This window comes from Paenibacillus sp. CFBP 13594, assembly GCF_014842675.1.
Lineage (GTDB): Bacteria > Bacillota > Bacilli > Paenibacillales > Paenibacillaceae > Paenibacillus > Paenibacillus amylolyticus_B.
In genome coordinates, this window is the sequence record NZ_JACYVQ010000016.1 from 57,869 (window position 1) to 84,178 (window position 26,310).

At 47.3% G+C, this 26,310-nt stretch carries 21 protein-coding genes and 1 riboswitch; of the genes, 12 read left to right on the top strand and 9 right to left on the bottom strand.

Translation table 11 applies throughout. The annotated features are described in order from the left end of the window. Positions 1-132 precede the first annotated feature (132 nt). The gene (locus IFU39_RS30635) at positions 133-1,065 is read right to left on the bottom strand and encodes a DMT family transporter (protein ID WP_192136377.1); all 933 of its coding nucleotides are present in this window, start codon (positions 1,063-1,065) and stop codon (positions 133-135) included. 159 nt (positions 1,066-1,224) lie between these two features. Between IFU39_RS30635 and IFU39_RS30640 the strand changes: the two genes are divergently transcribed. Continuing rightward, on the top strand, positions 1,225-2,619 hold the full coding sequence (locus tag IFU39_RS30640) for an aminotransferase-like domain-containing protein (protein ID WP_192136378.1): 1,395 nt from the start codon (positions 1,225-1,227) through the stop codon (positions 2,617-2,619). Between the two features lie 210 nt (positions 2,620-2,829). Here the strand turns inward: IFU39_RS30640 and IFU39_RS30645 are convergent, their stop codons facing one another. Both IFU39_RS30645 and IFU39_RS30650 read right to left on the bottom strand, forming a co-directional pair. Then, the gene (locus tag IFU39_RS30645) at positions 2,830-4,149 is read right to left on the bottom strand and encodes a glutamate-1-semialdehyde 2,1-aminomutase (protein WP_192136379.1); all 1,320 of its coding nucleotides are present in this window, start codon (positions 4,147-4,149) and stop codon (positions 2,830-2,832) included. 131 nt (positions 4,150-4,280) lie between these two features. After that, the gene (locus tag IFU39_RS30650) at positions 4,281-5,324 is read right to left on the bottom strand and encodes an LCP family protein (RefSeq protein WP_091018703.1); all 1,044 of its coding nucleotides are present in this window, start codon (positions 5,322-5,324) and stop codon (positions 4,281-4,283) included. A 213-nt stretch (positions 5,325-5,537) separates the two neighbouring features. Between IFU39_RS30650 and IFU39_RS30655 the strand changes: the two genes are divergently transcribed. The 4 genes from IFU39_RS30655 to bcp are packed head-to-tail and all read left to right on the top strand — an operon-like array spanning position 5,538 to position 8,681. Then, positions 5,538-6,584 (top strand): ABC transporter ATP-binding protein, encoded by a 1,047-nt coding sequence (locus IFU39_RS30655; protein ID WP_036614079.1) that lies wholly within the window; start codon positions 5,538-5,540, stop codon positions 6,582-6,584. Between the two features lies 1 nt (position 6,585). After that, on the top strand, positions 6,586-7,380 hold the full coding sequence (locus tag IFU39_RS30660) for an ABC transporter permease (RefSeq protein WP_192136380.1): 795 nt from the start codon (positions 6,586-6,588) through the stop codon (positions 7,378-7,380). Positions 7,381-7,385: 5 nt separating this feature from the next. Then, the gene (locus IFU39_RS30665) at positions 7,386-8,171 is read left to right on the top strand and encodes an ABC transporter permease (protein ID WP_091018699.1); all 786 of its coding nucleotides are present in this window, start codon (positions 7,386-7,388) and stop codon (positions 8,169-8,171) included. A gap of 45 nt (positions 8,172-8,216) precedes the next feature. Continuing rightward, on the top strand, positions 8,217-8,681 hold the full coding sequence (bcp, locus tag IFU39_RS30670) for a thioredoxin-dependent thiol peroxidase (RefSeq protein ID WP_192136381.1): 465 nt from the start codon (positions 8,217-8,219) through the stop codon (positions 8,679-8,681). 91 nt (positions 8,682-8,772) lie between these two features. On the opposite strand, the gene IFU39_RS30675 is transcribed toward bcp, so the two are convergent. The 6 genes from IFU39_RS30675 to IFU39_RS30700 form a co-directional block, all read right to left on the bottom strand. After that, positions 8,773-9,900, bottom strand: a complete 1,128-nt coding sequence (locus IFU39_RS30675) for a GerAB/ArcD/ProY family transporter (RefSeq protein WP_192136382.1) — start codon at positions 9,898-9,900, stop codon at positions 8,773-8,775. 66 nt (positions 9,901-9,966) lie between these two features. After that, positions 9,967-11,091, bottom strand: a complete 1,125-nt coding sequence (locus IFU39_RS30680; protein ID WP_192136383.1) for a GerAB/ArcD/ProY family transporter — start codon at positions 11,089-11,091, stop codon at positions 9,967-9,969. 18 nt (positions 11,092-11,109) lie between these two features. Further along, positions 11,110-11,346 (bottom strand): hypothetical protein, encoded by a 237-nt coding sequence (locus IFU39_RS30685; protein WP_047841432.1) that lies wholly within the window; start codon positions 11,344-11,346, stop codon positions 11,110-11,112. Between the two features lie 6 nt (positions 11,347-11,352). Beyond that, entirely contained in the window at positions 11,353-12,555 is a 1,203-nt protein-coding gene (locus IFU39_RS30690; protein WP_192136384.1) for a Ger(x)C family spore germination protein, read from the bottom strand. A 20-nt stretch (positions 12,556-12,575) separates the two neighbouring features. Next, a complete protein-coding gene (locus IFU39_RS30695; RefSeq protein ID WP_192136385.1) occupies positions 12,576-14,090 on the bottom strand; it encodes a spore germination protein in 1,515 nt (504 codons plus the stop codon). A gap of 133 nt (positions 14,091-14,223) precedes the next feature. Then, positions 14,224-14,871: a DedA family protein gene (locus tag IFU39_RS30700; RefSeq protein WP_017690726.1), complete on the bottom strand. Its 648-nt coding sequence runs from the start codon at positions 14,869-14,871 to the stop codon at positions 14,224-14,226. 241 nt (positions 14,872-15,112) lie between these two features. On the opposite strand from IFU39_RS30700, the gene IFU39_RS30705 reads away from it, so the two are divergent. The 7 genes from IFU39_RS30705 (at position 15,113) to IFU39_RS30735 (ending at position 25,571) form a co-directional block, all read left to right on the top strand. Then, entirely contained in the window at positions 15,113-16,408 is a 1,296-nt protein-coding gene (locus tag IFU39_RS30705; protein ID WP_192136386.1) for a polysaccharide deacetylase, read from the top strand. Positions 16,409-16,511: 103 nt separating this feature from the next. Further along, entirely contained in the window at positions 16,512-17,501 is a 990-nt protein-coding gene (locus tag IFU39_RS30710; protein ID WP_192136387.1) for an AAA family ATPase, read from the top strand. Beyond that, on the top strand, positions 17,498-18,763 hold the full coding sequence (locus IFU39_RS30715) for a DUF58 domain-containing protein (RefSeq protein ID WP_091018683.1): 1,266 nt from the start codon (positions 17,498-17,500) through the stop codon (positions 18,761-18,763). Before IFU39_RS30710 ends, IFU39_RS30715 begins: the two co-directional genes overlap by 4 nt. After that, positions 18,750-21,113 (top strand): DUF4129 domain-containing transglutaminase family protein, encoded by a 2,364-nt coding sequence (locus IFU39_RS30720; protein ID WP_192136388.1) that lies wholly within the window; start codon positions 18,750-18,752, stop codon positions 21,111-21,113. Before IFU39_RS30715 ends, IFU39_RS30720 begins: the two co-directional genes overlap by 14 nt. Positions 21,114-21,487: 374 nt before the next feature. Continuing rightward, the gene (gene guaA / locus IFU39_RS30725; protein ID WP_091018677.1) at positions 21,488-23,026 is read left to right on the top strand and encodes a glutamine-hydrolyzing GMP synthase; all 1,539 of its coding nucleotides are present in this window, start codon (positions 21,488-21,490) and stop codon (positions 23,024-23,026) included. A 259-nt stretch (positions 23,027-23,285) separates the two neighbouring features. Next, positions 23,286-23,519, top strand: coding sequence for a hypothetical protein (locus IFU39_RS30730; protein WP_146117124.1), 234 nt, complete (start codon positions 23,286-23,288; stop codon positions 23,517-23,519). Between the two features lie 404 nt (positions 23,520-23,923). After that, a riboswitch (purine riboswitch) is annotated at positions 23,924-24,023 on the top strand. 171 nt (positions 24,024-24,194) lie between these two features. Then, the gene (locus IFU39_RS30735) at positions 24,195-25,571 is read left to right on the top strand and encodes an NCS2 family permease (RefSeq protein ID WP_047841443.1); all 1,377 of its coding nucleotides are present in this window, start codon (positions 24,195-24,197) and stop codon (positions 25,569-25,571) included. Positions 25,572-26,310: the final 739 nt, after the last annotated feature.

Here is a 26,310-nt window from a genome sequence, read left to right on the forward strand (position 1 = left end):
CCCATGGCTTCTCTTACCTCTAGCATCGTTTCCCGGGCCGCTCTCCGATCAAAATGCGAGGTTCGGGGAGGATGGGAGCGTATAACTCGTTGAACCGGCGAACCAACTCCCGTTATCTCAATATGGGGAATCTTACTTGATTCCAGTGACCAGCCTATGTTTGCGACCGCTCATATTGGTGCCAAGCACACCAGCGATAATCAACAATGCACCAATATAGTGGTAGCTACCCACTGGTTCATGCAGAATCCATGCCCCTCCTATAATAGAGATGAGCGTGGACAGATTGCTGAATACACTCATTTGGGAAGCCTCCAGATGGGTCAGGGCATAGCTCGCAAGCAGGGTGGAGATCATGGTGGAGAGGATCGCCAGATAAGCGAGCGCACCCAGATAGGATGTATCTCCAAGTGGTTTGATGTAGTCCATCATGGAGCCGCTGGACGCATGTCGGATCAGGGAAGCGGCGTTAAATACAATACAGCCAACCATCAGTGTGACCCAGGTTAATTCCATTGGTTTATACTTCTGGGTTAATGGTCTCGCAAGTACGCCATACCCTGCAAAACAGACCGTGGATAGTAGCAATAATGCAATACCCTTCAGGTTACCTATAGACATGCCACTTCCTTGCATTATGAAAATAAAGACCACTCCAGCGACAGACAGTAACAGGAACAGCTTCTGCATCGTGGATGTGCGTTCTTTCAGGAAGACTGAAGCGAGAACGAGTGTGAATACAGGAGCCATAGCCTGAATAATTCCGGCTTCCGATGAGTTGGAAGATACAAGTCCAAAGGCTTGAAAGGCAAAAAATAAAACGGGAGATAGTAGCCCCAGCGGAATAATTCTCCACAGATCACGAAGGCTCAGTCGGATTTTAATCCAGCCAAAAATGACAGGAATGCTGACAACGATCAGCGACAGAGCGAATCGATGGGCAAGCACATCAATGGGATGTGCAACAGTGACGGTCATTTTAACAAATAGAAAAGATAGACCTATAATAGCCGCGTATAGTATAGCTGCGATATAAGCGTATCCCCGAGTGTGTGTTGTGTTCATGAATGCTCCTCCAATACAGTAGTCATAGCTCTTTATTTTTCAATATCCTGAATAATGTCAGGTTCGAGGCATGTGCTGGCCTTATTCAATATACTGCCAGGTGCATCGTGCTACAATAGATAAAAGGATGAACTGTAACGGTACAATTGTGGGAGAGGGATGGGTGCAGTGAGAAAATACGAAGTGATTGCCGAAGCGTTAAAGCAATGGATTCAGGAACAGATGCACCAGCAAGATCGTCGCCAGTGGGCAGATAAGGGCATTCGACTGCCAGCAGTTCGAGTTGTAGCAGAACAATATCAATGCAGTGTAAGTACAGCAATTCGTGCATATGAGTGGTTGGAACAGCGGCATTTGGTGTACGCCATACCTCAATCCGGTTATTATGCCGTACAGAATGGGACAGGTGCTCAGGATATGGACTGGCAGGGATCGTTGGACTTCGCTTCGGCTGCCCCTGATCCAAGGGTGTTCCCTTATGCAGACTTTCGTCACTGTGTGGATCTGGCGATGGAGAAGAAGCAGGCAGAGTTATTTATGTATGGCACGGATCAGGGATTACCTTCGCTAATTCTGCTGTTGCAGAAGCAGTTTGCGGATTATCAGGTGTTTGCGAGAACAGAGCAGTTCTTTATCACATCAGGTGTGCAACAGGCGCTGGCTGTACTTGCATTAATGCCTTTTCCCAATGGAAAGAGAAAAGTATTGCTTGAACTACCGACCTATCACAATATGCCCTCGCTACTGAGTGGATTAAATGTGCCGATTGCCGGTGTGAGACGTGCCCTGAATGGGCTGGACTGGGCATCGCTTGAACGTCAGTTCGCTGAGGGAGATATCAAGTTTTTCTATGTCATGCCGCGCTTTCACAATCCGATTGGCACATCGTTGACTGTTGCTGACAAGAAGAGACTGATCCGGCTTGCACAGCGGTACGATGTCTATCTGATAGAGGACGATTATCTGGCTGATCTGGAGGACAATACGAAACAGGACCCGCTATGGTCCTATGATACCGAAGGTCGGGTCATCTATCTGAAGAGTTACTCCAAAATTTTGTTTCCAGGCTTGCGCATTGGTGTAGCTGTTCTGCCCTCACCACTCATTCAATCTTTTGGGGCTTACAAAAAAATGCTTGATATCGACACTTCCGTTCTGTCTCAAGCTGCTCTGGAGATCTATGTCCACAGTGGAATGTTTGCTCATCACAGGAAAGTGATTCGTAACCGCTATGCTGCCCGGATGCACACGGTGCATGAGCAACTGGACTCATATCCAGACTTTGCTCCGTTTATGGACACTCCTCGAACAGGAGGGGAGCATACCGTATTACCTTTGGCGGGTGATATGCCGCTTCGTGTTCTTCTGTCCCGGCTTCAAAAGCGCGGAGTCATCGTGGATACGATAGAACGGTATTATCCGGAGGGAACATATCAGGTGCATCAGGATCAGATGCTGCGCTTGAACATCTCCAATGTGCCGAAGCAGCGAATTGAGGAAGGGATGAGGAAGATCCGGGAGGAAATTTTGAAACTTCAGATCAGGCAGAGATAAAGACAAAGCTATAACAGCAAGGCCATTACAACAAAACGCATATAGTTGTTACACTTAGCATCTATCTAGTCGTATTGGCCACATCACCACTGTCTGTATATAACAAAAGGCGTCCACACAAGTTGATCACTTGTTGGACGCCTTTTCCATGAGTTGTTATCCATCAACGATGTAGCTTGTACGCTATATTGTAGATGGAAATAATCCGATCTATTCCTGAGCCATCGCTTTGAAGGAAGCTTCTGCGGCTTCCAATGTAGCCTGAACATCCTCGTCTGTATGAGCCGTGGTCAGGAACCAGGCCTCATATTTGGATGGAGCGAGGTTAATGCCCCTGTCCAGCATGTGACGGAAGAAGGAAGCGAAGCGTTCCCCGTCCGTATCTTGGGCATGATCGTAGTTCGTAACTGGGTGATTACAGAAATGGGTGGAGAATGCACCACGAATCCGGTTGATCGTCAGTGCAATCCCATGACGGTCAGCAGAAGCTTGCAGACCCGCTGTCAGGTCGATAGCAAGACGTTCCATCTCTTCATATACACCCGCGCCTTGCAGGACCTCCAGACACGCGATACCAGCCGAGATGGATGCAGGGTTACCAGCCATCGTTCCCGCCTGATAAGCAGGGCCGAGCGGAGCAACCTGCTCCATAACGTGTTTGCGTCCGCCGTAAGCACCGATTGGCAGGCCACCACCAATAATTTTACCAAGAGCCGTCAGATCCGGTTCAATCTCTGCATGGTTATCGAGTCCGGCATACGTCTGAGTAGAACCGTAATGGAAACGGAAAGCCGTAATGACCTCGTCATAGATAACCAGTGAGCCGTTAGCCCGTGTCATGGCACAGAGGCCTTCCAGGAAGCCAGGTTCCGGCATAACCATACCAAAGTTACCAACGATCGGTTCAACCATGACCGCGGCAACATCATCACCCCAGCGCTCCAAAGCATCCTTCAGGGCTTCCAGATCATTGTAGGGCACAGTAATGACTTCTTGTGCAATACTGGCTGGAACTCCCGCGCTGTCAGGAATTCCGAGCGTGGACGGGCCTGAACCGGCAGCGACAAGCACCAGATCGGAGTGACCATGGTAACATCCGGCGAATTTTACGATCTTGTTGCGTTTGGTGTAGGCACGAGCGACCCGAATCGTAGTCATGACCGCCTCCGTACCGGAGTTTACAAAACGCACTTTATCCATGGAAGGAATAGCTTCCTTCAGCATTTTGGCGAGCTTGATCTCAAGCTCTGTTGGGGTACCGTACAGTACACCATTTGCTGCTGCTTCCGTAATGGCCTGCGTAATATGCGGGTGGGCATGTCCTGTAACAATCGGACCGTAAGCGGCCAGATAGTCAATATAACGGTTGTCATCGACATCCCAGAAGTGGGCCCCTTGGGCTTTTTTCATAAATACAGGTGCACCGCCACCAACGGCTTTGAACGAACGTGAAGGGCTGTTAACACCTCCTACAATATGCTCAAGTGCTTCTGCGTATAGAAGTTCGGAACGGGAACGTGATGGTTTCATAAGATAACTTCCTTTCGTAATTCAAAATATGATAAATTAACAAGCCACAGAAAGATATGATGATTTTCTCATAATAGTATAGCCGGGCACAACGAGAGGGCAGCGTAATGGCTGCCCTCTGCATGTTTAGATTACTGAGCCGGTTGTTCTGACTTTTGATCGTCACCACTGGCTGTTTTATCTTCGGTACTGGTCGTACTATCATCCGTTGTAGCAGGCGGGTGAATAATATCCTGAATATGCTGCTTCAATTTCTCTTCATTGGTAACCGTCAATACTTGCGCACCGCCTGCTGTACGTTCTTCTTTCAGCAGGTTCATTGGCGGAATCTGCTCACTGCCGTTCATGCTGCTCTGGTAACCGAGGCCACCCAGCTTCCACATATCGGAGAGTGTCAGATTCGTATCCACATAAGGATTAACCTGTTCCAGTATGGAAGGCAGTTTGGCAATGGTAGTTGTTGACTGCATTTTCGCTGTTACAGCTTTCAGCAACTCACGCTGACGCTCGGACCGAGCGAAATCAGACATTGCATCATGACGGAAACGAACGTACATGAGCGCTGTCTCGCCATCCAGATGCTGATATCCTTTTTTGAGATCAATATCGTATTCGTTATTGTCTGCTTTACTTGTATAGTGCATGTCTTTCTCCACATCAAAATCAACACCGCCAACGGCATCCACCAATTTGATGAATCCCTGGAAATCCGTATACACATAATACTGTACAGGAATGCCGAGCAGGTCGCCGGCAGCTTGCATCGCTGCATTAGGACCATGGGTGATGGCAGTGTTGATCCGTTCCTTGCCATATCCGTCAATATTGACGTAAGTGTCGCGCAGAATGGAGAACAGATTTATTTTTTTGGTAAGTGGGTCGAGCGATACAACCATCATGCTGTCGGAGCGGGGAACTTCACCTTTTTTCAATCCGCGCGCATCGACACCCATAACGAGAATATTTACCGTTTCTGTACCTTCCCATTTGGGTGGGTCAGGAGTATTTACTTTCTCCACATTCTCGATACCTGCGAATGGTGATTCGTCACCGTCTTTTGCCAAACCGTCCAACTGATTGAGAATAGAACCGAAATAATATGCCGCTGCTCCTCCAATAATCAACACGAAGGCGGCAAGAGAAATCCATATGGTTCTCTTCGTCTTTCTGGTCATGCTAGCTCTCCTTTGTATTTGAGATGAAATAAAAAAACGAGTTCGAGTATTCAAGTAAGATCTAGTCGGAGCTTTCCGTACACGTCTTTTCCCAACATAAGGGGAGGAACGCGGCTCCAGACTATTTTAAAGCTTGCTGAATTTTGACTGATACCATTATAATTTCTTTTTGGGCTACAAGCAATTTCAACAAAATCCAAGTGAGGTATAATCATGCTGGCGATTGATGTCAAAGATTTGCGCAAGTCGTTTAGCGTCCAGAAAAGCCGAGGTGGGCTGAAGGGCGCGTTCCAGGACCTGTTTGCACGTCAATACCAAGAGGTATTGGCTGTAAATGATATTTCATTTCAGATTCCGCAAGGCGAAATATGCGGATATATCGGGGAGAACGGTGCCGGTAAATCAACAACGATCAAGATGTTGACCGGCATTTTGGTGCCTACTTCAGGGCAAATATCGGTTGGTGGCTATGTTCCGTATCAGGAACGGGAGAAGTTTGTACAGAATATTGGTGTTGTTTTTGGTCAGCGCAGTCAATTGTGGTGGGATATTGGCGTTATCGAATCCTTCCATTTATTGCGCAAAGTATATCGTGTCGGAGAGGTCGATTTCCGTAAACGGCTGGATGAACTGGTTGAGCGATTACAGCTTCAGGATCTGCTGAGTCGTCCGGTACGGAAGCTCAGTCTTGGTCAGCGTATGCGCTGCGAGTTAGTTGCAGCATTATTGCATAACCCAAGTATTGTTTTTCTGGACGAGCCAACTATTGGTTTGGATATTGTGGTGAAGTCGGAAATTCGGGATTTCTTGAAAGACATGAACAAGGAGCATGGAACGACCATTCTGCTCACAACCCATGATTTGCAGGACATTGAGGCACTGTGTTCCCGGGTCATCATGCTTGATGCAGGCAACATCATCTATGATGGAGGTCTGGATCATCTCAAGTCCCAGTGGGGTAAGGAGCGGGAGATCCGCTTCAAGTTTGGTTCAGCTCACAACATCAGTCAGATGCAGGAATGGACTGCTGCGTTGCCTGTACGTTGGACGGTTGAGAATGAACTGTCCGCATCCGTATGGATTCCGCTGGAACTGAACGTTTCGGATGTACTCGGACGTGTCGTTGGACAAGCCGATATTACCGATATTCAGATTATCGAGATCAACACGGATGAGATTGTACGCAGTATTTACCAATCCGGTTCCGCCGAGCGTCCCGAGATTGTGGGAGCAGGGAAAGAAGCGGTGGGTGTATCCTGAGATGAATAGTGCATTTATTGATTTTATGCGCATCCGTTTTCTAACGATGCTGGCATACCGGGTGAATTATTACTCCGGCATTTTGATATATACGCTGAATATCGGCGTGTATTACTTTACCTGGCAAGCCATTTACGGTAGCAGTGGTGAACTCGGCGGCTTCACGGCAGCGCAGATGACCACTTACATCGCTGTATCCTGGATGGCACGTGCGTTTTACTTTAACAACCTGGACCGGGAGATTGCCGCAGATATACGGGATGGCTCCATTGCGATTCAATTCATCAGGCCGATCAATTACGTTATGGTCAAAATGATGCAAGGGCTTGGGGAAGGTATTTTCCGCTTCCTGCTGCTCATGATTCCGGGGATGCTCATCGCCATTTTGCTGTTCCCGGTTGAATTGCCTACGGCGCCATCGGCGTGGATTGGCTTTCTCGTCATGCTGTTCTTCAGTTTCCTCATAAATTCCCAGATTAATGTGATCACGGGACTAGCGGCATTTTTTGTGGAAAACAATGAAGGCATGATGCGTATGAAACGCGTCGTGGTTGATTTGTTCTCTGGTCTAATCATCCCGATCAGCCTGTATCCAGGCTGGATGTCCGCGGTGATGAAAGTATTGCCTTTTCAGGCCATTACGTATCTGCCCGGTTCCGTCTTCACTGGAAGAGTGGAAGGTACCGCCATCTGGAGTGTACTCGGTATTCAGGTGTTCTGGTTTACCGTACTGCTGCTTCCGATGGTATTGATCTGGCGTAAGGCGCGCAAGCGTCTGTTCGTGCAAGGGGGATAACAGATATGTACTATATGGGTCTGATTTGGGAATATTTGAAAAATTACATGAAAACACGACTCACGTACCGTGCTGATTTCTGGGTGGAGATCCTATCGGATCTGCTGTTCCAGGCAACCAACCTGATCTTTATCTTTGTGGTCTTCCGTCATACGGATAACCTGGGCGGCTGGAGTGAGAGTGAAGTGCTCTTTGTTTATGGATATTTTATGGTGCCCTATGGCATTTTTAGTTGTTTTATCAATCTGTGGGGATTCAGTGAGCGGTACATCGTCAAAGGTGAGATGGATCGTATCCTGACACGCCCCGCACATAATTTGTTCCAGATCTTGCTTGAAAATGTAGATCCGCCTGCACTGGTGGGCTCGTTTATCGGCTTGATCATCATGATCTTTAGCGGAGCAGAGATGGGCCTGGTGCTGGAGTGGTGGCATATCCCTGCCTTAATTATATTGGCACTCAGCTCAGTCATGATCTATGCCGGCATCTATACTACGTTGACTTCACTATCCTTTTATTCGGACGCGCCAACAGGTATCCTGCCATTGATGTATAACATCCAAGGGTATGGGCGTTATCCGGTAACGATCTACAACCGTGCCATTCAGGTGCTGTTAACCTGGATCATTCCGTTTGCCTTTGTGGGCATCTATCCCGCAGCCTTGTTCCTGGAAAGGTCCGAGATGCATCGCATGGCGCTGCTTACACCTGTGATGGGATTGGTGTTTGGCTCCATGGGCTTGCTTTTGTGGAATTTTGGCGTGAAGCGGTATCGCGGAGCAGGTTCATAATAACGCCCTATAGCAATTCATGGGGGAGATTAGGGAGGAACTGACATGACGTTAAAAGTAGGCGAATTGGCACCGAATTTTGAGCTTCCGTCCAGTACGGGAGAATCAGTAAAGCTTTCGGATTACCGCGGACAGCGGGTGCTGCTTTATTTTTATCCCAAAGATATGACCTCGTCCTGTACACAACAGGCTTGTGATTTCCGGGATCGACATGCTGAATTTGAAGGGCTGAACACGGTCATTCTCGGAATCAGCACCGATCCGATGAAACAGCATGACAAGTTTATCGCCAAATATGGACTGCCGTTTGCCTTGTTGTCGGATGAAGAGCACGTTGTAGCCGAGCAATACGGTGTATGGCAGCTGAAGAAAATGTATGGCAAGGAGTACATGGGTATGGTTCGCTCCACTTTTCTGATTGATGAAGAGGGGAAGTTGATCAAGGACTGGTCCAAAGTTCGGGTCAAAGGACATATCGAGGCTGCGCTTGAGGCTTTGAAGACATTGTAATTAATGATATAGATATGTGTGAGTAAATACATCTTAACCGTTTCATCATTAAAGGCTGTGCTTCGCGGAATTTACCGTGAACACAGCCTTTTTAGGTGGGCAATCGTTTTTGAGTGGTTGAATTGTTCTTCTTCTTGCCAGAACGAAGACGATGCACGAGCAGTAGGAATAGCGGAATAATAAAGCTTACCGTGATATCCCAATCCACCCAAGCGGGCATAATCGTATTGGTGTAGAAAATGACATTGGGAGAAATCAGTACAGCTAAAGCGAATAATAACATGGCTGATGGCAGGATGAGAGGTTTATATGTCTTTAATCGAAATAGCTGAGCTGTTCCAACGACAAAGGAGAACATGTACAGCAGACTTTTAAAATAGGTAGCAATTAACCAAGCGGTCGCCATGAACGCCTCAATTCGCTCGAAAAAGTTGCCGATATTAATTTTCTGGGACAGGGTATAGGAGATGTAGATGTCATGCTGGGTCAGAAAGGGGCCAAATATCATCAGTGAAATGACCAACAGTGTGGTTAGCAACAGCCCTCCACATAAAGTAGCGAGTAACATGTCCCGTTTGATGTGAGGCCCGGACATCACATAGGGAAGAACCATGGTGATCACGATTAGTTCACCAAAGGAAGTAAAAGCCCCTCTTATGATAGACTGTATCAGATGAAGCCAAGGGGTGTTCAAGTAAGGCTGTAGATGTGAACTGTTTACTTTGGGTAACAGCCCCATGAATAACAGGATCATAAATACAACAACGATCGGTGTCAGCAATTCACTGCTTGCTCCTATGGTATGCAAGCCATGCATAAGCCCCCAGACCAGAGCGCACATAAGGATAATTATAATGACCCGGATGGGGGTCTGAAGATAGATCTGTGTGGTCATAAAGTCACCGACTTCACGGATACATATGACAGCGCCTATGGCGAAATAAAATAGATATGCAGCCGACAAAACAGACCCCGCCCACCGGCCAAGTATTTTTTGGCAGACTTCAATAAGGGAAAGATCAGGATGTGTTTGATGAAGTTTGAATAGAACCCATATGATGAGTAAGCCGATGGGCTGACCGATAAGAGAACAGATCCATGCATCTTGTTGACCCGAAGCAGTAACCACGGAGGGATAGAGTAGAATCATGTCCCCAACCATGACGAGAAAGGTAAGGACTGCAAATTGCCTAATGGTGATTTTCTCCTTAATTAACATAGACACCGTGCTCCTTCTCTATATTCAGCATGGATGATCTTCATAGACTGACCCAAAAAATAGTACTCATTCCTGTGATGAATTGTTTGGAGTAACCGATGATTTTCTGTGAGACTTGAGCAATTGTATCAGCAGAAGACAGCCCGGCAGAATGATCCCCAGTGTGGTATCCCAATCTACCCAATATGGAACAATGGTGATCACGATAAAAGTAATGCTTGGTGAGATCAGATTGGCTAATCCGAAAATGAGTATAGACGCAGGGAGTACCAGTATCTGATACTGCTTAAGCTTGAACAGTTCCGCACAACCAACAATAAAGGCGTATAAGTATATCATCGCTTTGAAGTACGTAGAGATCAGCCAGGAAGAAGCCATAATGGCTTCAATACGTTCAAAAAAGCTCCCAATACTAATTTTCTGGGACAAAACAAAAGAAGCATAAATGTTATGTTGCGTAAGAAAGGCACCCAAGACCAGCAGAGATATGGTAACGAGCGTTGCCAATACCAAGCTGCCTAAACCAGCTGCAATAATTACGTCCCGTGTTCGATGAGCCTGCTTGGCAACATAGGGCAGTATCATCATGATGGGAACGACTTCACCGATCGGATATATAATGCTTACCAGAATGCCTTGTGAGATAGAGACAACACCCGTATCACTTACTGGCTTCAAATTTCTAGTATCAATCTGAGGAAGCAGGCAGACTGCAAGGACGACAATAAACACAATAACGACGGGCATCAGTAGTTCACTGCTTCTCCCCATCGTCTCTAATCCGTGAGACACTCCCCAGGCGATCACGATGACAAACATCAGAATGATGATGCGAATGGGAGTGTACGGGAAGATTTGAGTGGTCATGAAATCGCCGACTTCTCTCGTATGCGTTGAAGCACCAATAATGAAAAAGAACAGGTAGAAGCAGGAAAAGAAAGTACCTGGCCAGAACCCTAGAATGCTTCGTGCCATCTGCACCAGATTTTTTTCTGGATGCATACTACATAGCTTCAGGATCATGGCCATCAGTGCCATCCCCAGAGGAACGCCTATAAAAGCACAAATCCAGGAGTCTTGTTTGGCATAGGACGTGATGACTGAGGGGTAGATCAGCATCATATCCCCGACCACCATCATAAAGATGAGCGTGGTCAATTGTCTTGTTCCAAGGCGCCCCTGTTCCAGCATAATGGTCCTCTCCTTTTTCTAGGTTCCCGTCAGATGTGCCAGGAATTGATTAACAGGTTCATAGATCCACATGATGATATAGAGTGGACTGGGGAAATCCCACAGGTTGGCTGCAATCACACTGAACCCTGTGGCTATGACGAGCATTCCGCTGTACACAACTGTTTCCCTCCATTCCTTGCGACGGATGAGACCTGGAAGATCAACCATGCCTACGAGGCCCCCTATGACAATGACAGTAATTGTAATCAACATCCGGCCTCACTCCTTCAAATCCTCTTTGAATGAATCATCCAGTGTACCTACACGTTTGATCTGTACATTGACTTCATACTTAACATCCAGATTTTCAAAATATTGATCCCAATCTTTCTCAATCTTTTTGAAAAATTTAGGATCGGCATGATACACTTCCTGACCGAATCCAAAAATGTCGGTATGGAACTTTCGCCGCACGGAATTCACGGATTTTTCCATCAGGTCTATCAGTCCCTCCTCACTGTCCTTTTCCAACTCTTTGAGTGTTTTCATTGAACCAATTCTGACTCCACACTCTACTGCACCTATGGAAGACACATTTTTAATTTTGATGTTGATTACGGGCTGTTCTCCAATGACCTTTGCTTTTCGTTGAGTCTTGGTGCGAAGGGTTTTAAAAGTCACATTTCCTCCTTTTCGGCAAGGCAAGTGACCTATGGTAGATACTACATTGTCGCGGATATAGTTGTATCCTTTGGATTCATCTTCTGTTAACCAGCCAATTAGTTTGTCCTTCTTGAAGACACTTAATCCTGTTGAAACCAGGCGAGCTGGGGACTTGATTGTCGCAATATTATCCTTGCTTCCGCTTCTCTCTGTGTTGCCTGCAACCTCCACACCTGTGATGACGGGTTGTATTCCGGGAGTCAACATATATTCCATTAACTGATCACCGGTTACGGTAGTTGTGGGAGACCAGGTTTTGGTGGATACGTCCAGGGAATTAAATATCTTCTCCGCAGGTAAATTTTCAAGTGGAGTAAGTGTGTCGAGGACCTTGGAAGCTGTTGTATTTCGAGCAACAATGACGTAATAATCGGGTCTCGCAGTAGGTTCTCGCATTAACGCTTCAGTGACATCGTAGATGCCCTCTTTGCGAGCATATTCTTCACCGAACACCAATACACGGATATGTGCCATGAATATGCGGCGTGGGCTTGTCTCGGTCAGCTTTTGAATCGCTTCAAACAGCGTGGACGCAGATGCTTCGTATAGCGTGACAGGAGTGCCATTGCCTCCCCCTGACTTGGAGGAAACTTCATTTGGCACAACGACCTGAGCACTCACTTTAATCAAATCGCCATCCTTGTCTACACCAAGACCCAGCATAATGCCAAGTTCATTCAGTTCCTGGCGATCCCAGCATCCGGTAAGGAGAGGGAGCAGGAATACAATGCATACAATTAATCGGAAGCACTTGTTCATACGTTCTTCTCCTTACCGAATTAACGCTTCATTTTTTTGCTTGCTTGTCGGATTTTGTTCGGGGTACCCGTAGAGAATGGACGTGTTTTCATATGGGACCAGGGTACACGAAACAGCGTATCTTTCAGATCTTTCTGAATTAGAGGTGCAAAGGGGGACATATACGGTACGCCAAAAGAACGCAAGCTACACAGGTGTGTAACCGTAATGAGCAGAACAATTAGAATACCGTAGAAACCAAAAGCTGCCGCGAGTATCATCAATACAAATCGCAAAATTCGGACAGAGATAGAAAGTCCATTCTCTGGAATGACATAACTGGATATGGCCGTTATGGAAACGATAATCACCATTGCGGCGGAGACAACTCCTGCATCTACGGCTGCTTGGCCAATCACCAGTGTTCCGACAATGGAAACGGCCTGACCGACCGTTTTCGGAATACGTATACCTGCTTCTCGCAAAATTTCATAGGTCAGTTCCATCAGTAGGGCTTCAATGAATGCTGGAAAAGGAACGCCCTCACGTTGAGCCGCCAGACTAATGAGCATATTGGTGGGCAACATTTCCTGGTGAAAGGTGGTAATGGCAATATAGAAGGATGGAGCCAGTAAAGCGATAAAAAAGGACAGATAACGAATCAAGCGAATCAATGTGCTGATATCGGCCCGTTGATAGTAATCCTCCGGCGATTGGAAGAAATGCACGAACAACGCGGGAACCAGCAGCACAAAAGGCGTACCGTCCACGATGATGGCTACTCTACCCTCAAGCAAAGCAGCACAAACCGTATCTGGACGTTCACTATTGTAAACCGTGGGGAATAACGTTCTGGTTTCGTCTTGTACAAGTTCCTCGATGTACCCGCTCTCCAGAATCCCGTCAATATCGATCTCTTCCAGCCTGCGCCTTAGTTCCTCTACCACTTCTGGATCAACGGTATGCTTCAGATATAAGACCGCAACCCTTGTTTTGGTGATACGACCAATCTCCTTTTCTTCGATCCAGAGATGAGGGTCACGAATCCGTTTGCGAATTAAGGATGTATTTGTACGCAAATTTTCATTAAATCCCTCCATAGGACCACGAACAACGGTCTGTGAGATGGGTTCACCAACAGCACGGTCTTCCCAACCGGCTGCGGCAATTTTCAATCCTCGTACACAGCCTTCGAGTAGCAGGATGGCCGAACCGGACAGGAGAGCATTAAGCACATCTTCCATGTCCTCCACAAATGTTACATTGCTCGCAGCCAGAATGTCATTCTGGAGGTAGCTAAGATGCTCATCATCTGCCGAGAATTCCGGAAGTTCATGTGTCTTTAACAGGGATTCCAGGATGGAGTGATTCAGAATCTGCACATCCACTAATCCATCAATGTACAACATGACTGCAGGCCATTTATGTAAACACTGGAGAGGGCGCATCATCAAGTCGTTGCTGTTCCCCATCACTTGTTTGCAGTATTCCATATTTTCGCTTAGATCCGGAGAGATTTGCCTCTGATCTTGGCGTTCCAGCGACGATTCACTCATGCCTTCACCTCCCTATACACCCTATATTTTCAAGTTAGTATGACCTGGATGAATTCGGATTATCACAAAAAAAAGGAGCCGCGATTATTCGCAACTCCTTGCCTACTTATTATAGATGGACGTTTGTCCGAATTTACTTTTGTCTTTGTCGAACAGGGGCTGGCTTGGATACGGTGGATCTTGCTGTCCATGCTTTGCGGTAACGATAAAGCACGGCTACGATAAGCAATAGGCCGATTCCTCCCACGATATATGCTGCATATTGGTGAGCCAGATGGAATACGGCATTCCATTGGGGGCCGAATATTTTGCCAATACCCAGAAACAGCACGACCCAGAACAGTGCGCCTGAATAGGCATAGAGAGCGAATTTACGAAAGGGAACAGCAGCTATGCCCGCAAAATATCCGGTGAAATGCCTTACACCCGGAATGAAATAACCGATGAAGATTAAGGCATTACCATACTTGGCGAACCACTTTTGCGTTTTATCGAGTTTGTCCTGCTTCAGCAGAAACCATTTTCCGTATCGTGTTATAAAGGGCAGTCCTGCTTTGGCTCCAATAAAATAAGTGATGGTCATGCCAATCGTTGTTCCCAGAAAAGCCAGTATGGTGAGGATTCCAAAGTCGAGATGCCCCTTGTAGGAGAGAAACCCTGCGTAAGCCATCGTTGTTTCACCAGGAAAGGGAAGTGCGATGAATTCAAGCAACAAGCCAAAAAACAAGACGCTGTATCCGTAGGACCCAAACAGATGCTGGATCTTCTCAAGCAATTCCAATAGATTTCACTCTCCTGAATACGGGGTGGGAGCATGAATCCTCTCCAAGGTGTTTTGAATACGTTCTGCCTGTCCATTATGCTACCTAATCTGAAGCGAAGAATCAATCACGCACCATACCATATTGTGAAAAATTATTAAACAAAATCGAGTCTTTTTTCAAGGAAGCCTCCATATAATTCTAACAAATCTGCTGAAGTCTATCAGCAAATTACTAGAGACGGTGGAGGTCGATTCGTAAATGGTACAGAGACCGGAATTCAGAATCAAGGAAATAGGGGGAAACTCTGCAACAACCATACATATGTTTTTAACTGGACAATGGACTGTCATTCTCGTGCGAATTGCGATATTGTTATGTGCATTTGCTGTATATGCAGGCACGGCTTATGCATCTTCTGCTTCCGGCTCAGGTGATCCAATCCCGGAAGATAAGAATACTCAAGACAAGGTAGTCTATCTGAGTTTTGACGATGGACCGGGTAAGCATACCCGTGAAGTATTGGATATTTTGCGCAAGGAGAAGGTTTTGGCTACATTTTTTGTGCTGGGTGAGCAGGCAGAGCGTTATCCGGAGTTAATCCGCACGCTTGTTGAGGATGGACACGCTTTGGGCAATCATACGTTCAATCATCAATACGAACAGCTGTATAGTGATTTCAAAGTATTCTGGAAACAAATCAAGCAGACAGAGGACGTGCTGGAGCGTATCACGGGCTTCCGTCCGGATCTGGTGCGAGCACCTGGCGGTACCTATGGACATTTTGACCAGAGTTATTTTGATTTGCTGCAACTGGGTGGATACACCGTCATGGACTGGAACGTCGACAGTGGGGATTCCAAGCGTAAAGGTGTTCCGGCCAAAGAGATCCTCAGCAATTCGACCAAAGTACCTGCGGGAGCACGTTCGGTCATTGTCCTGATGCATGACGGTGGTGCACATGCTGAAACGGTAAAAGCACTTCCGGGTATTATCAAATATTATCGTGATCATGGATATCGTTTTGACACCATAAAGAGTACAGATCAACCAGTTCAATTCCGTGTACATCCAGATGGTAAGTATAAGGCCCGCAAGGCGCCGGGAAAGGCCTGGATCGCAGAGCATGTAGAAGCGAACGCGACGTTATGGCTTGCAAAGCTGAAGGTAGAGGTGGGATTGGCTGCGGCTACCTTGCAGCCGGGTGAGTTCCGCATGGAGGGCCAGCGAATCATGGTGCCTTTGCGTACTTTTATGAAAAAATTCGGGGGCAGCACTCGCTGGGACTCTGAAACAAGGACAGCCATAGCAGTATGGAAAGAAAGAATGATTCATGCAGACAGTGTGAGCGGAACACTAACAACAACAGGGGCAATTGAAACGGGGGCAGTACAGAGTCATGGTGGAACCATCTGGGTTCCATTACGTGAGTTACTAGAACAGATGGGGCTGAGGGTGAATTCCTTAACCAGTAATGAAGCAGAGTGGACGGTAAAGGCGGGCGTTTCCAGATCCATTTCGGCAATGAATAACATATTTAAGTATAAAATGATCTGAAGAAAGTCATTCTTGCAGGACTATTCTCTCTACTTCCGGGCAACACTGAATCATAGATTACTATGGTTCAGGAATGCTGATGAACGGAAGGAGATCAGGAGAAATGTCTTATATCCGAATGGAACATGAACATGCTGTTGAATTGTTAAACAGGGTCATGAAGCGTGTTGAGAGTGTGATTATTGGCAAAAAAACAGAGATTCGTTATGTCCTTACTGCAATGCTCAGTGGAGGTCATGTACTTCTGGAAGATGTGCCGGGTACCGGGAAAACGATGCTGGTTCGTGCCGTTGCTTCTGCACTGGACTGCTCCATGGGCCGGATTCAATTCACGTCCGATGTCATGCCGGCAGATGTTACGGGCACTTCAATCTATCATCCACATACATCTGAATTCAAGTTTCGGCCCGGACCTGTCATGTCCAACGTTGTCCTGGCTGATGAAATAAATCGCGCTTCACCACGCACTCAGTCTGCCCTGCTGGAGGCAATGGAGGAACGACGTATTACGGTTGATGGCACAACCTATGCCTTGCCACGCCCGTTCTTTCTGCTGGCGACACAGAACCCGTTACAGTTTGAGGGGACGTACCGTCTGCCTGAAGCGCAGCTGGATCGATTTATCATGAGAATTGGACTGGGGTATCCCGATCCGGAACAGGAATTGGAATTGTTAACCCGCATGCAAGGTAGAGAAGCGCTTGATGAGCTTCGTCCTGTCCTGCTTGCTGAAGAAGTCGTAGCCATGCAGCGTGAAGTCAAACAGGTACATGTTGACCCGGTCGTCAAGCAGTATCTGGTGGCCGTTGCTGTAGCCTCTCGCAGCCTTCCGGCGGTCAGACTGGGCATCAGCCCGCGTGGAACACTGGCCTGGATGGCTGCGGCGCAGTCATTTGCCTATCTTCAAGGACGCAGTTATGTCATTCCGGCTGATGTGAAAGAGGTAGCTGTGCCTGTCCTTTCCCACCGTATTCAATTGAAGGCCCAGAACAGAGCGGAGGTTTGGGGGCAAGTACAAGTCATTGAAGAAGCATTGTCATCGGTCCCGGTACCTGTACAAATGACATCACAGGGAAGGGGACGGAGGCAATGACTGCGCTGGGACAACGGATTGTGAGTGCTGTCTTGGTGGTGGCTTTTGCTTCCTTGTATCAGTGGCATGGGGGCAAAGCGGCGTTGTTTCTATCCGTTATAGCTTTCTTGATGTTCACAGGAGGTCTGCTTCTCCATTGGTTCGGACCACGGCGTATTCACATCCGTCGGAAAATAAACGCGAACCGGATTGAGGCAGGCGAGCAGGTACGGGTTCTGGTCGAACTGGAATTCAATTGCCGTATTCCATTGTTATGGATCGTTCTGTGTGAGAACACACCTGCAGGTGTTCATCGCAAATTGATTTTCCCGGGCACACGGCGACAATTTTCCTATCAATATGAATGTTCCGGTTTACGCAGAGGGGTCTACAGATGGGATACGGGCAGATTGTACTGGGGTGATATGTTTGGCTGGAATACCCTCTCCGCAGAGACCGCAGGAGGTACACCCTTGATTGTTGTTCCTCAAGCAACGGCTTGGGGGAAGGGGGATTCGGTAGAATTCGCAGCGATGATCGAAGGGACTCTGTCGGAGCGAAGAAATAGCCAAGGGAACCGTAGCCCTGAGTTTCGTGAATATCAGCAGGGTGACCCACTGGGACGAGTTCATTGGAAAAGTACAGCCAAAACGGGAAAACTTCAGACCTTTCTGCCCGATACCACGGATCTTGCCTCACTGGGTATCCTTGTGTATGAGGGCGCGTCGGGGTATGACGTAAAACAACGGGAGAACATGGATGCACCTGCTTTTGAACGAGTGGTTCGTGCAGCAGCCAGCTGGATTCATACCGCTGAGCGGGATGATATTCCTTATCATCTGTGGATGGAAGGCGGAGATAAGAGCCATGGTGCACAAGATCAATGGCAACATGGGTCATTCCTTGCAGATGATGAGAATCATGGACTGGACAGACTAGCGGGGGCACGAATATCCAAAGCACAATCTGTGTCTGTTTCACTCCGAACGGAGATGTTGGATGGACTGGCGAGCGGTTCGCGAATTGTGGTTCTCACAGGTAAGATGGATCAGGTTCTGGCCGAATGGATCATAACTGCAATCGGGTCGGGTTATCGTGTAGAGGTGCAATTGACTGAAGCGAACCAGAGCGAATTAGGATTAACGGACAGATTGATGAATGGATTGGGATATGACAGCTTAAGTTTGGAACGGCTTCGTCACAGCGGGGTGCCGATCCACGCGGTTACAGACATTGCGTTATCTTCATTGGGAAAGGTGGAGGTAACGGATGTGGGAGCGTAATGGTAACCAGCAACCCAATTTCACTGTGGCCGACTTAGAGTCAACGGACCGTACGAGAATAGAATCGGCCCATTCCGTATATAAAGCTGTGAACCCGAATTCAGTGACGGACATAAAGGATGAGGGATATGTGAGCGTACCTGTCCTGTACAAAATTGTTATTTCGGCCATTTTACTAATACTGTCTCTGGAGTGGATATATCCTGTTACATCATCAGGTCAGCAGGGCAGTGAACGGTTCTTGTCCGTAATGGCGGGATTAACGGGAGCATTGTTGCTCGCGGGGTTAATTCGTACAGGATGGATCACCGGAGTGCTGATCCGATTATTCATTGCACTCCCTGCTTTATGCCTGATGTACGGAGGAAGTGATCCTGTCCGTTGGGCGATCGCTTATCCGGGGATATTTTCAGCGGATATGGACACTTTTATAAATAACTGGCGATTTCACTCGATTAGTACAGAAACGAGAGGTTTGTTCATGATGTGCGGCTGGAGCATGCTCATGGCTTCTGTGCAATCCCTTGTGTTGTTACGTCGAAGTGTTATGCTGTTTGGCAGTGCAACGCTGCTCTATTTGCTTTTGCTTGAATCTTTTGCGGGGCTGGATGTGTATGCTTCTGTAATGCGGTCTGTCCTATGGACTTTTCTTATACAGGCTCTGCTCCAGCTATTACGTCTCAATGCAGCAGTCACTACTCCGAGTTATCGCGGCAGCCCCTATGGCCGTTGGAGTGCAGTAACTATCGTTGCATCTGCAGGTATGGTGTTTTTATCAGCGTTACCTGGCCAGTTTGCTTCCATTCCTCAACCGGAACGCATATCTCTGGAACAGATGGGTGAACGCATAGCTCGCTGGGCAGGTTATACACAGCACAGTAGTATCCCTGCTGCAACGGCAGTCACGGGATATAGCACAGCGGACGCGCCTATGGGAGCACCGTTGGTGCAGGGGAACTCCATCTTTTTTATAGCAAAGAGTCCAAAAGTGACGTATTGGCGAGGGGAGACCCGTTCATATTATAACGGTAGTACTTGGAGTGATCCGGGTCAAAGCTTCGAAACGGCAAGTCCATCCGGAATGCTGCGTGCTGATGGTTGGGAGAATCCAACCTATTGGAGTCGCATTCGCCAAACCGTTACGATGCAGCGAGAGTGGAAAGGACCAAATCCACTCTTTACCGGGGGCATACCGGTCAACGTATCGTTCCAGGACAAGAACAAGGATAATCAGGAAAACATGTTTTCTTTGCTGTCTAATCGAGATTCGGCAACATTGTGGCTCGCAGGCTCCGGAAACGATAAGATAGTTAAAAATTATTCGGCAGATGTCATGGTTCCTGTCGCAACACCTGAACAGTTACGTCTGCTTGAGGAAACGAATAAAGAGAAAGATCCGGCAGCCATTCGGAGGGACTATCTGCAATTGCCTACGTCACTCCCTGGTCGAGTGCAGACGCTCGCCAAGGAAGTTATTCAAGGTAGTGAGACCCGGTATGACGCTGTGCAGGCCGTCAAGACTTATCTGGCTGCTCATGCCGAGTATACGTTGGATACCCGTATGCCACCGCGAGGAACAGACTTTGTGGACGATTTTCTATTCGTCACCCGGCAGGGGTATTGCAATCATTTCTCCACAGCCATGATTGTGTTACTTCGTTCGGAAGGTATCCCCGCACGCTGGGTTAAAGGTTTTGGCTCCGGAGTTGCTGACCCGGATGTGCCCAGTCAGTATGTGATTTCACAGGGAGATGCACATTCTTGGGTAGAGGTGTATTTTCCGGGTGCAGGCTGGATGCCGTTTGAGGCCACGCCAGGCTTCACCATGGCGCAAGGCGCGGGCGAAGATGTCGCAGCGCTCGCCGGGCCGCAGCCTGTTGTGGAGAATCCGCCGTATATGATCGGCGGATTGGCTAACGCGGGCGCATGGCTGCTCGCCCGCGCACGGGCCATTGCCGCGGAGCCATGGCTCGCGGCAGCCCTTGTGGCAGCGGCCTTGCTGGGCGCCGCTGCTCTGGTCCGCATGCGGCGGCTACGCCCCGCGCTGCGGTTAGGGCTGCTGCTGGCGTGGCCGCGCAGCAGCTTTCCAGACCGCGAGCGGCTGCTGGGTGCCGCCGCTCCGGTCTGGTCCGCGCTCGCGCGCCGGTACGGCCCGCGGCCGCCGGATATGACGCTGCGTGAATATGCAGCGTCACCGGCTTTGGCCGCAGGCGCGGACGGCGCGGACATCGCGCGGTTTGCAGCCGACTGGGAACGGCTGCTGTACGGTCCAGACCGTCCGCTGCGCACGGACAGTCTGGACTTCCTGCGCCGGGCACTTCATCTGGCCCGGCGCTTACAGGCGTTGTAACACAAGGATGTTACAACGTTACACCAAAGCATACAATCGCTATCGATTTCCAATAAAGCTTGGCCGCTTGAGGGTAGCTTGTGGGCAGATGAAGATCGCCATTGCTGGCGCACTGTTTTTAAATGCAGCGTTTGGTTCATCGCTGCATGCCATACATAAGACGCCTTTCGCGCTGCGCTGCGAACGAGGCGTCTTTCCACGATCATACACTTGAACCAGCATCTTGCTGCCAAGCTTTTCTATTCGGAATTTCATATTTAGAGGCATTTGGTAATCCTGTTTTGATATGTCGAAAAAAGGAGTTTCGCCTTTCCTTGACGGTATGTTTTGTCGTTGCGTATAATTAGTTTCATTGAATTGAGGGAGGCACGGTTATGAATAAGCAGAATGAGATTGTGGTTGTCCTTGACTTTGGGGGCCAATACAACCAGTTAATCGCCAGAAGAATCCGGGATCTTGGCGTATACAGCGAGCTTTTGCCGTATAACACACCGGCGGAAAAGATCGCAGAAATGGCACCAAAAGGAATCGTATTTTCAGGTGGGCCGTCCAGCGTATACGCTGAGAATGCTCCCCACGTGGACCCAGGTGTCTATGACCTGGGCTTGCCAATCTTCGGTATCTGCTACGGAATGCAGCTTATGGCCCAACAGCTCGAAGGTAAAGTAGAACGTTCCGAGAAGCGAGAGTACGGTAAAGCAGATCTTGAGTTTGCTGCTGGATCTACACTGGCAAAAGGTATTGAAGGCGAACATACGGTATGGATGAGTCACGGTGACCACGTGGTTACACTTCCTCCAGGTTTCAAACTGGATGCAGGCACGGAAAGTGCGCCAATCGCTGCCATGAGTGACGATGAGCGTAAATTGTATGCTGTTCAGTTCCACCCTGAGGTACGTCACTCTGTTCGCGGTAACGACATGATTCGTAACTTCCTGTTCGAAATCTGTGGTTGCGAAGGCAACTGGACGATGGAGACATTCATCGATGACACCATCAAAGACATTCGTGAAAAAGTGGGCGACAGTAAAGTACTGTGTGCGCTTAGCGGCGGTGTGGATTCTTCCGTTGTAGCTGCATTGCTTCACAAAGCCATTGGTGATCAACTGACATGTATGTTTATCGACCACGGTCTGTTGCGTAAAGGTGAAGCAGAAAGTGTAATGGAGACGTTTGTCGGCAAATTCGACATGAAAGTTGTCAAAATTGATGCACAAGAGCGCTTCATGTCCAAACTGGCTGGCGTGGATGATCCAGAACAAAAACGTAAAATCATCGGTAACGAGTTTATTTACGTATTTGACGAAGAGTCCAAGCAGTTCGATGACTTTGCATTCCTGGCACAAGGTACACTCTACACGGACATCGTGGAAAGTGGTACAGCGACTGCACAGACCATCAAATCCCACCACAACGTGGGCGGTCTGCCTGAAGACATGAATTTCAAACTGATCGAACCGCTGAGCACGTTGTTCAAGGATGAAGTACGTAAAGTCGGTACCGAGTGTGGCCTGCCGGACGAAATTGTTCATCGTCAGCCGTTCCCTGGTCCGGGCCTTGCGATCCGTGTTCTTGGTGAGGTTACCGAAGAAAAACTTAAAATTGTTCGTGACTCAGACTACATCCTGCGTGAAGAGATTGCCAAAGCCGGTCTCGACCGTGAAATCTGGCAGTACTTCACAGCCCTGCCTAACATGAAGAGTGTTGGCGTTATGGGTGATGCGCGTACGTATTCCTACACTGTAGGTATCCGTGCAGTAACATCCATCGACGGTATGACTGCGGACTGGGCACGTATTCCTTGGGATGTGCTGGAGAAAATCTCCGTACGGATTGTTAACGAAGTTGATAACGTAAACCGTATCGTTTATGACGTAACATCCAAACCACCTGCAACAATCGAGTGGGAATAGGGTATAGACTCTGAACGATAGATTATAAAAATGCTCTTTTATCTGCGGTATTTCGCAAATAAAAGGGCTTTTTTTTATAAGAAGAATATTGTGATCAAGTTTTCATTGGGTACTTTTTTTACAAATAGTACACTCTCAAAATTAATCCCATTTTAAAGTTCACTTCATGATCCTTTCAGGTCCAGCCTGTACAATAAGTACATACTAAGAGCTATATGCCTACTGAAAGGAGATTGAATGTATGCGTAAAACCGACTATATGAGCAAATGGAAGATGGGCATTGGAAGTGCATTTCTGATGGTGATGCTGGCAGGATGCGGTTCAGGTGTGCAAGATCTGGCTTCCGGTTCGGGGGACTTTCCATTTACGAATTTAGAGGCAGCGGATGCTTCTTCCGATCAGACCAGAAACCAGGAGTTATCCTCTGACACAACAACAAACGCGAATCAGGAACAACAAGAGATACAGGATACTCCTCAGACAGAGATCTAATTAACATAGGACTGATCCGGCAAAAAAAATTCTCCGGAACATGTCGCAAATTGCTCCATATACCTAATGAGTATATGCCTTCGGAATACGAGACATCGTTATTCCTAGATCATCATTCACCTGACTGCTAAAAACGCATCAGAAACATAAGCTAGCCTGATTAGAGCGCTTCTGCTCTTTGATCAGGTTAGCTTTTTTAGGTTGAAATGCTGAACTTTCAGTCTGACAGAATGAACATATTCCATTGAGATTTCACCGAAAAAAACGCATACAATTGGGTTGTAAACCGCTGAACTGGTTCAATCTGTTAAATAATACGAACGATATTATACAAGGGTGAGATTAATATTCGTTTTTCTCATTGACAAAAACATACTGCCCTCCTAAAATAGTGATGGGAAACAAACAAATAGCGCATACTTATTCGTATAATCCTGGGGATTGGCCCGGGAGTCTCTACGAGATCACCCTAATGATCTGGCTACGAAGAGGAGAAGGCTAAGCACATGAATTCTACATGATTGCGGGGACATCACGCACATTAGAATTTTTTTTGTTCTTAGTAAAGGCATCATGCCACTCCTTGTCAGCTGAACCCTGGGTGAAGAATCTTCATCAGGGTCATTTGTCGTTTTTCAATATGGCTTCAACATCTCTAAGGGGGAGTTAGTAATTATGGATCGTTTCTTTAAATTAAAAGAAAACGGAACAAATGTTAGAACGGAGATTGTTGCGGGTCTCACTACGTTTATGACAATGGCTTACATTCTTTTTGTGAATACGTTGTTCTTGGGACAAGCCGGTGCGGGGATGTCGGATAATGCAGTATTCTTTGCAACAGCCGTCGGCGCCGGATTAATGACTATTATTATGGGATTGTTCGTGAATATTCCGATCGCGCTTGCACCAGGTATGGGATTGAATGCATACTTCATGACTGTCGTTCTAAGCTCGAATGGAGCGATTACTTGGCAGGCAGCTCTCGGAGCGGTATTCCTTTCCGGTATTGTGTTCATTATTTTGACCGTGACGAAGATTCGGCAAATGCTGCTGGTAGCAGTTCCGCAGTCGATCAAAATGGCCATTACGGTGGGTATCGGTCTCTTTATTACCATTATTGGTTTCAAACTTGCTAATCTCGTGGCTGTAACAGTTAATGTTGCACCAGACGCAGATCTGAGTCAGCCGATTCCAGGTAGCAGTTTTAACCTGTCATTGGGCAACTTTGTAACACATCACGATGCATTGCTGGCCCTGATTGGTTTGCTCCTTATTGCTATACTGATGGTTATGCGCGTCAAAGGCGCTCTGCTGATCGGGATCGTAGCAACAACGCTGATTGGTATTCCGATGGGCGTTACGAATCTGAGTGGTCTTTCAGGCGCAAGCTGGTTGCCTAATTTCAGTGATCTGGCGGTTGGACAGCTAGATTTGAAAGGAGCCATCAGTCTCGGATTGTTCGAGATCATCTTCATCTTTACCTTCGTTGAGTTGTTCGACACGTTTGGTACGATGGTAGGTACTGCAACACGTATGGGGATTATGAAGGATAAGAAAAAAGGCGAGAAAACGATCGGTAAAGCGATGCTCGTCGATGCAGTTGGTGTCAGCGCAGGTGCTGCACTCGGCACAAGTACCATTACGGCATACGTTGAAAGTGCTTCAGGAGTTGAGGCAGGTGGACGTACAGGACTGACTTCGGTAACGACAGGTTTGTTGTTCATTTTGGCTCTGTTTATCGCGCCTCTTGCGCTTGTTGTTCCATCCGCTGCGACGGCTCCGGCATTGATCATCGTGGGTGTGCTTATGATGAGTCAAGTGCGCAGCATTGAGTGGGATGATTTCCTGCAAGCTTTCCCTGCGTTCCTTACCATTGTATTGATGCCTTTCACAGGTGGAATCGCAAACGGGATCTCCGCAGGTATCGTATCTTATGTGATTTTGGCGGTGTTCAGTAACTTGGTAACAGAGCGTAAAGTGAAAATTCACTGGCTTATGTGGATTTTGGCGCTCATTGTAGTTTGCCGATACGTATTTATTGGCGGGGAGTAGGGTTCGTTAGGTGTAACGAAGAAATATCTCAGATACGTTTGCTATCCTATAAATGAAGAAGCGGAAGCCACGGGATTTAGACCCTGAGCTTTCGCTTTTTTTATATTCTTTTCTTGGGAAAAATGAATCTCAGAAATGTTTTCCTTCTATTATAGAAGGAATGAATAATAATGATCTATGAGTTGTTGGTTGTTTATCCAATGAAATCATCGGTTAATAAGTTTCTATAACGTGATGAGTCTGTACTGTATACAATATGTGTTTCTCTATTACTCCGATTCATTAAAATTTATATCCGGATGTATCATCTGGTCGATAATAAGGAGATACTTGCTAAAAGGACAGCAGGGAACTTATTTTATAAGATTTAATGTTTTTCGAAAAAAGACTTGCGTTCCGTAGCTGTACATGGTATATTCTATTTCCGGCCAAAAAAACACGAGATACACGGTGCGGCAAGCGGTTGAAATAAGCTTCGAAAGAAACTTAAAAAAAGAGCTTGCAAAGTTGGTTCGGACATGATATTATATAAGAGTTGCTGAAGATAACAACATTCGGTAACGAAACAAGTTTGATCTTTGAAAACTGAACAACGAGTGAGTAAACATTCTGCTTGCAGAATGAACGCGAAAGTTGAGACAAGCTTTGGCTTGGATCGACTGGAGCACAAATGAGATTTTTAATCTCGTCAGATTCAAAATGAGCTTATCGCTCTTTTCAATACTTTATTGGAGAGTTT

What these genes read in the sequence shown, in the direction of transcription:
- IFU39_RS30635 (WP_192136377.1), bottom strand. Translation starts at nt 1,065, where the DNA reads ATGAACACAACACACACTCGGGGATACGCTTATATCGCAGCTATACTA.
- IFU39_RS30640 (WP_192136378.1), top strand. Translation starts at nt 1,225, where the DNA reads ATGGGTGCAGTGAGAAAATACGAAGTGATTGCCGAAGCGTTAAAGCAA.
- IFU39_RS30645 (WP_192136379.1), bottom strand. Translation starts at nt 4,149, where the DNA reads ATGAAACCATCACGTTCCCGTTCCGAACTTCTATACGCAGAAGCACTT.
- IFU39_RS30650 (WP_091018703.1), bottom strand. Translation starts at nt 5,324, where the DNA reads ATGACCAGAAAGACGAAGAGAACCATATGGATTTCTCTTGCCGCCTTC.
- IFU39_RS30655 (WP_036614079.1), top strand. Translation starts at nt 5,538, where the DNA reads ATGCTGGCGATTGATGTCAAAGATTTGCGCAAGTCGTTTAGCGTCCAG.
- IFU39_RS30660 (WP_192136380.1), top strand. Translation starts at nt 6,586, where the DNA reads ATGAATAGTGCATTTATTGATTTTATGCGCATCCGTTTTCTAACGATG.
- IFU39_RS30665 (WP_091018699.1), top strand. Translation starts at nt 7,386, where the DNA reads ATGTACTATATGGGTCTGATTTGGGAATATTTGAAAAATTACATGAAA.
- bcp (WP_192136381.1), top strand. Translation starts at nt 8,217, where the DNA reads ATGACGTTAAAAGTAGGCGAATTGGCACCGAATTTTGAGCTTCCGTCC.
- IFU39_RS30675 (WP_192136382.1), bottom strand. Translation starts at nt 9,900, where the DNA reads ATGTTAATTAAGGAGAAAATCACCATTAGGCAATTTGCAGTCCTTACC.
- IFU39_RS30680 (WP_192136383.1), bottom strand. Translation starts at nt 11,091, where the DNA reads ATGCTGGAACAGGGGCGCCTTGGAACAAGACAATTGACCACGCTCATC.
- IFU39_RS30685 (WP_047841432.1), bottom strand. Translation starts at nt 11,346, where the DNA reads ATGTTGATTACAATTACTGTCATTGTCATAGGGGGCCTCGTAGGCATG.
- IFU39_RS30690 (WP_192136384.1), bottom strand. Translation starts at nt 12,555, where the DNA reads ATGAACAAGTGCTTCCGATTAATTGTATGCATTGTATTCCTGCTCCCT.
- IFU39_RS30695 (WP_192136385.1), bottom strand. Translation starts at nt 14,090, where the DNA reads ATGAGTGAATCGTCGCTGGAACGCCAAGATCAGAGGCAAATCTCTCCG.
- IFU39_RS30705 (WP_192136386.1), top strand. Translation starts at nt 15,113, where the DNA reads ATGGTACAGAGACCGGAATTCAGAATCAAGGAAATAGGGGGAAACTCT.
- IFU39_RS30710 (WP_192136387.1), top strand. Translation starts at nt 16,512, where the DNA reads ATGTCTTATATCCGAATGGAACATGAACATGCTGTTGAATTGTTAAAC.
- IFU39_RS30715 (WP_091018683.1), top strand. Translation starts at nt 17,498, where the DNA reads ATGACTGCGCTGGGACAACGGATTGTGAGTGCTGTCTTGGTGGTGGCT.
- IFU39_RS30720 (WP_192136388.1), top strand. Translation starts at nt 18,750, where the DNA reads ATGTGGGAGCGTAATGGTAACCAGCAACCCAATTTCACTGTGGCCGAC.
- guaA (WP_091018677.1), top strand. Translation starts at nt 21,488, where the DNA reads ATGAATAAGCAGAATGAGATTGTGGTTGTCCTTGACTTTGGGGGCCAA.
- IFU39_RS30730 (WP_146117124.1), top strand. Translation starts at nt 23,286, where the DNA reads ATGAGCAAATGGAAGATGGGCATTGGAAGTGCATTTCTGATGGTGATG.
- IFU39_RS30735 (WP_047841443.1), top strand. Translation starts at nt 24,195, where the DNA reads ATGGATCGTTTCTTTAAATTAAAAGAAAACGGAACAAATGTTAGAACG.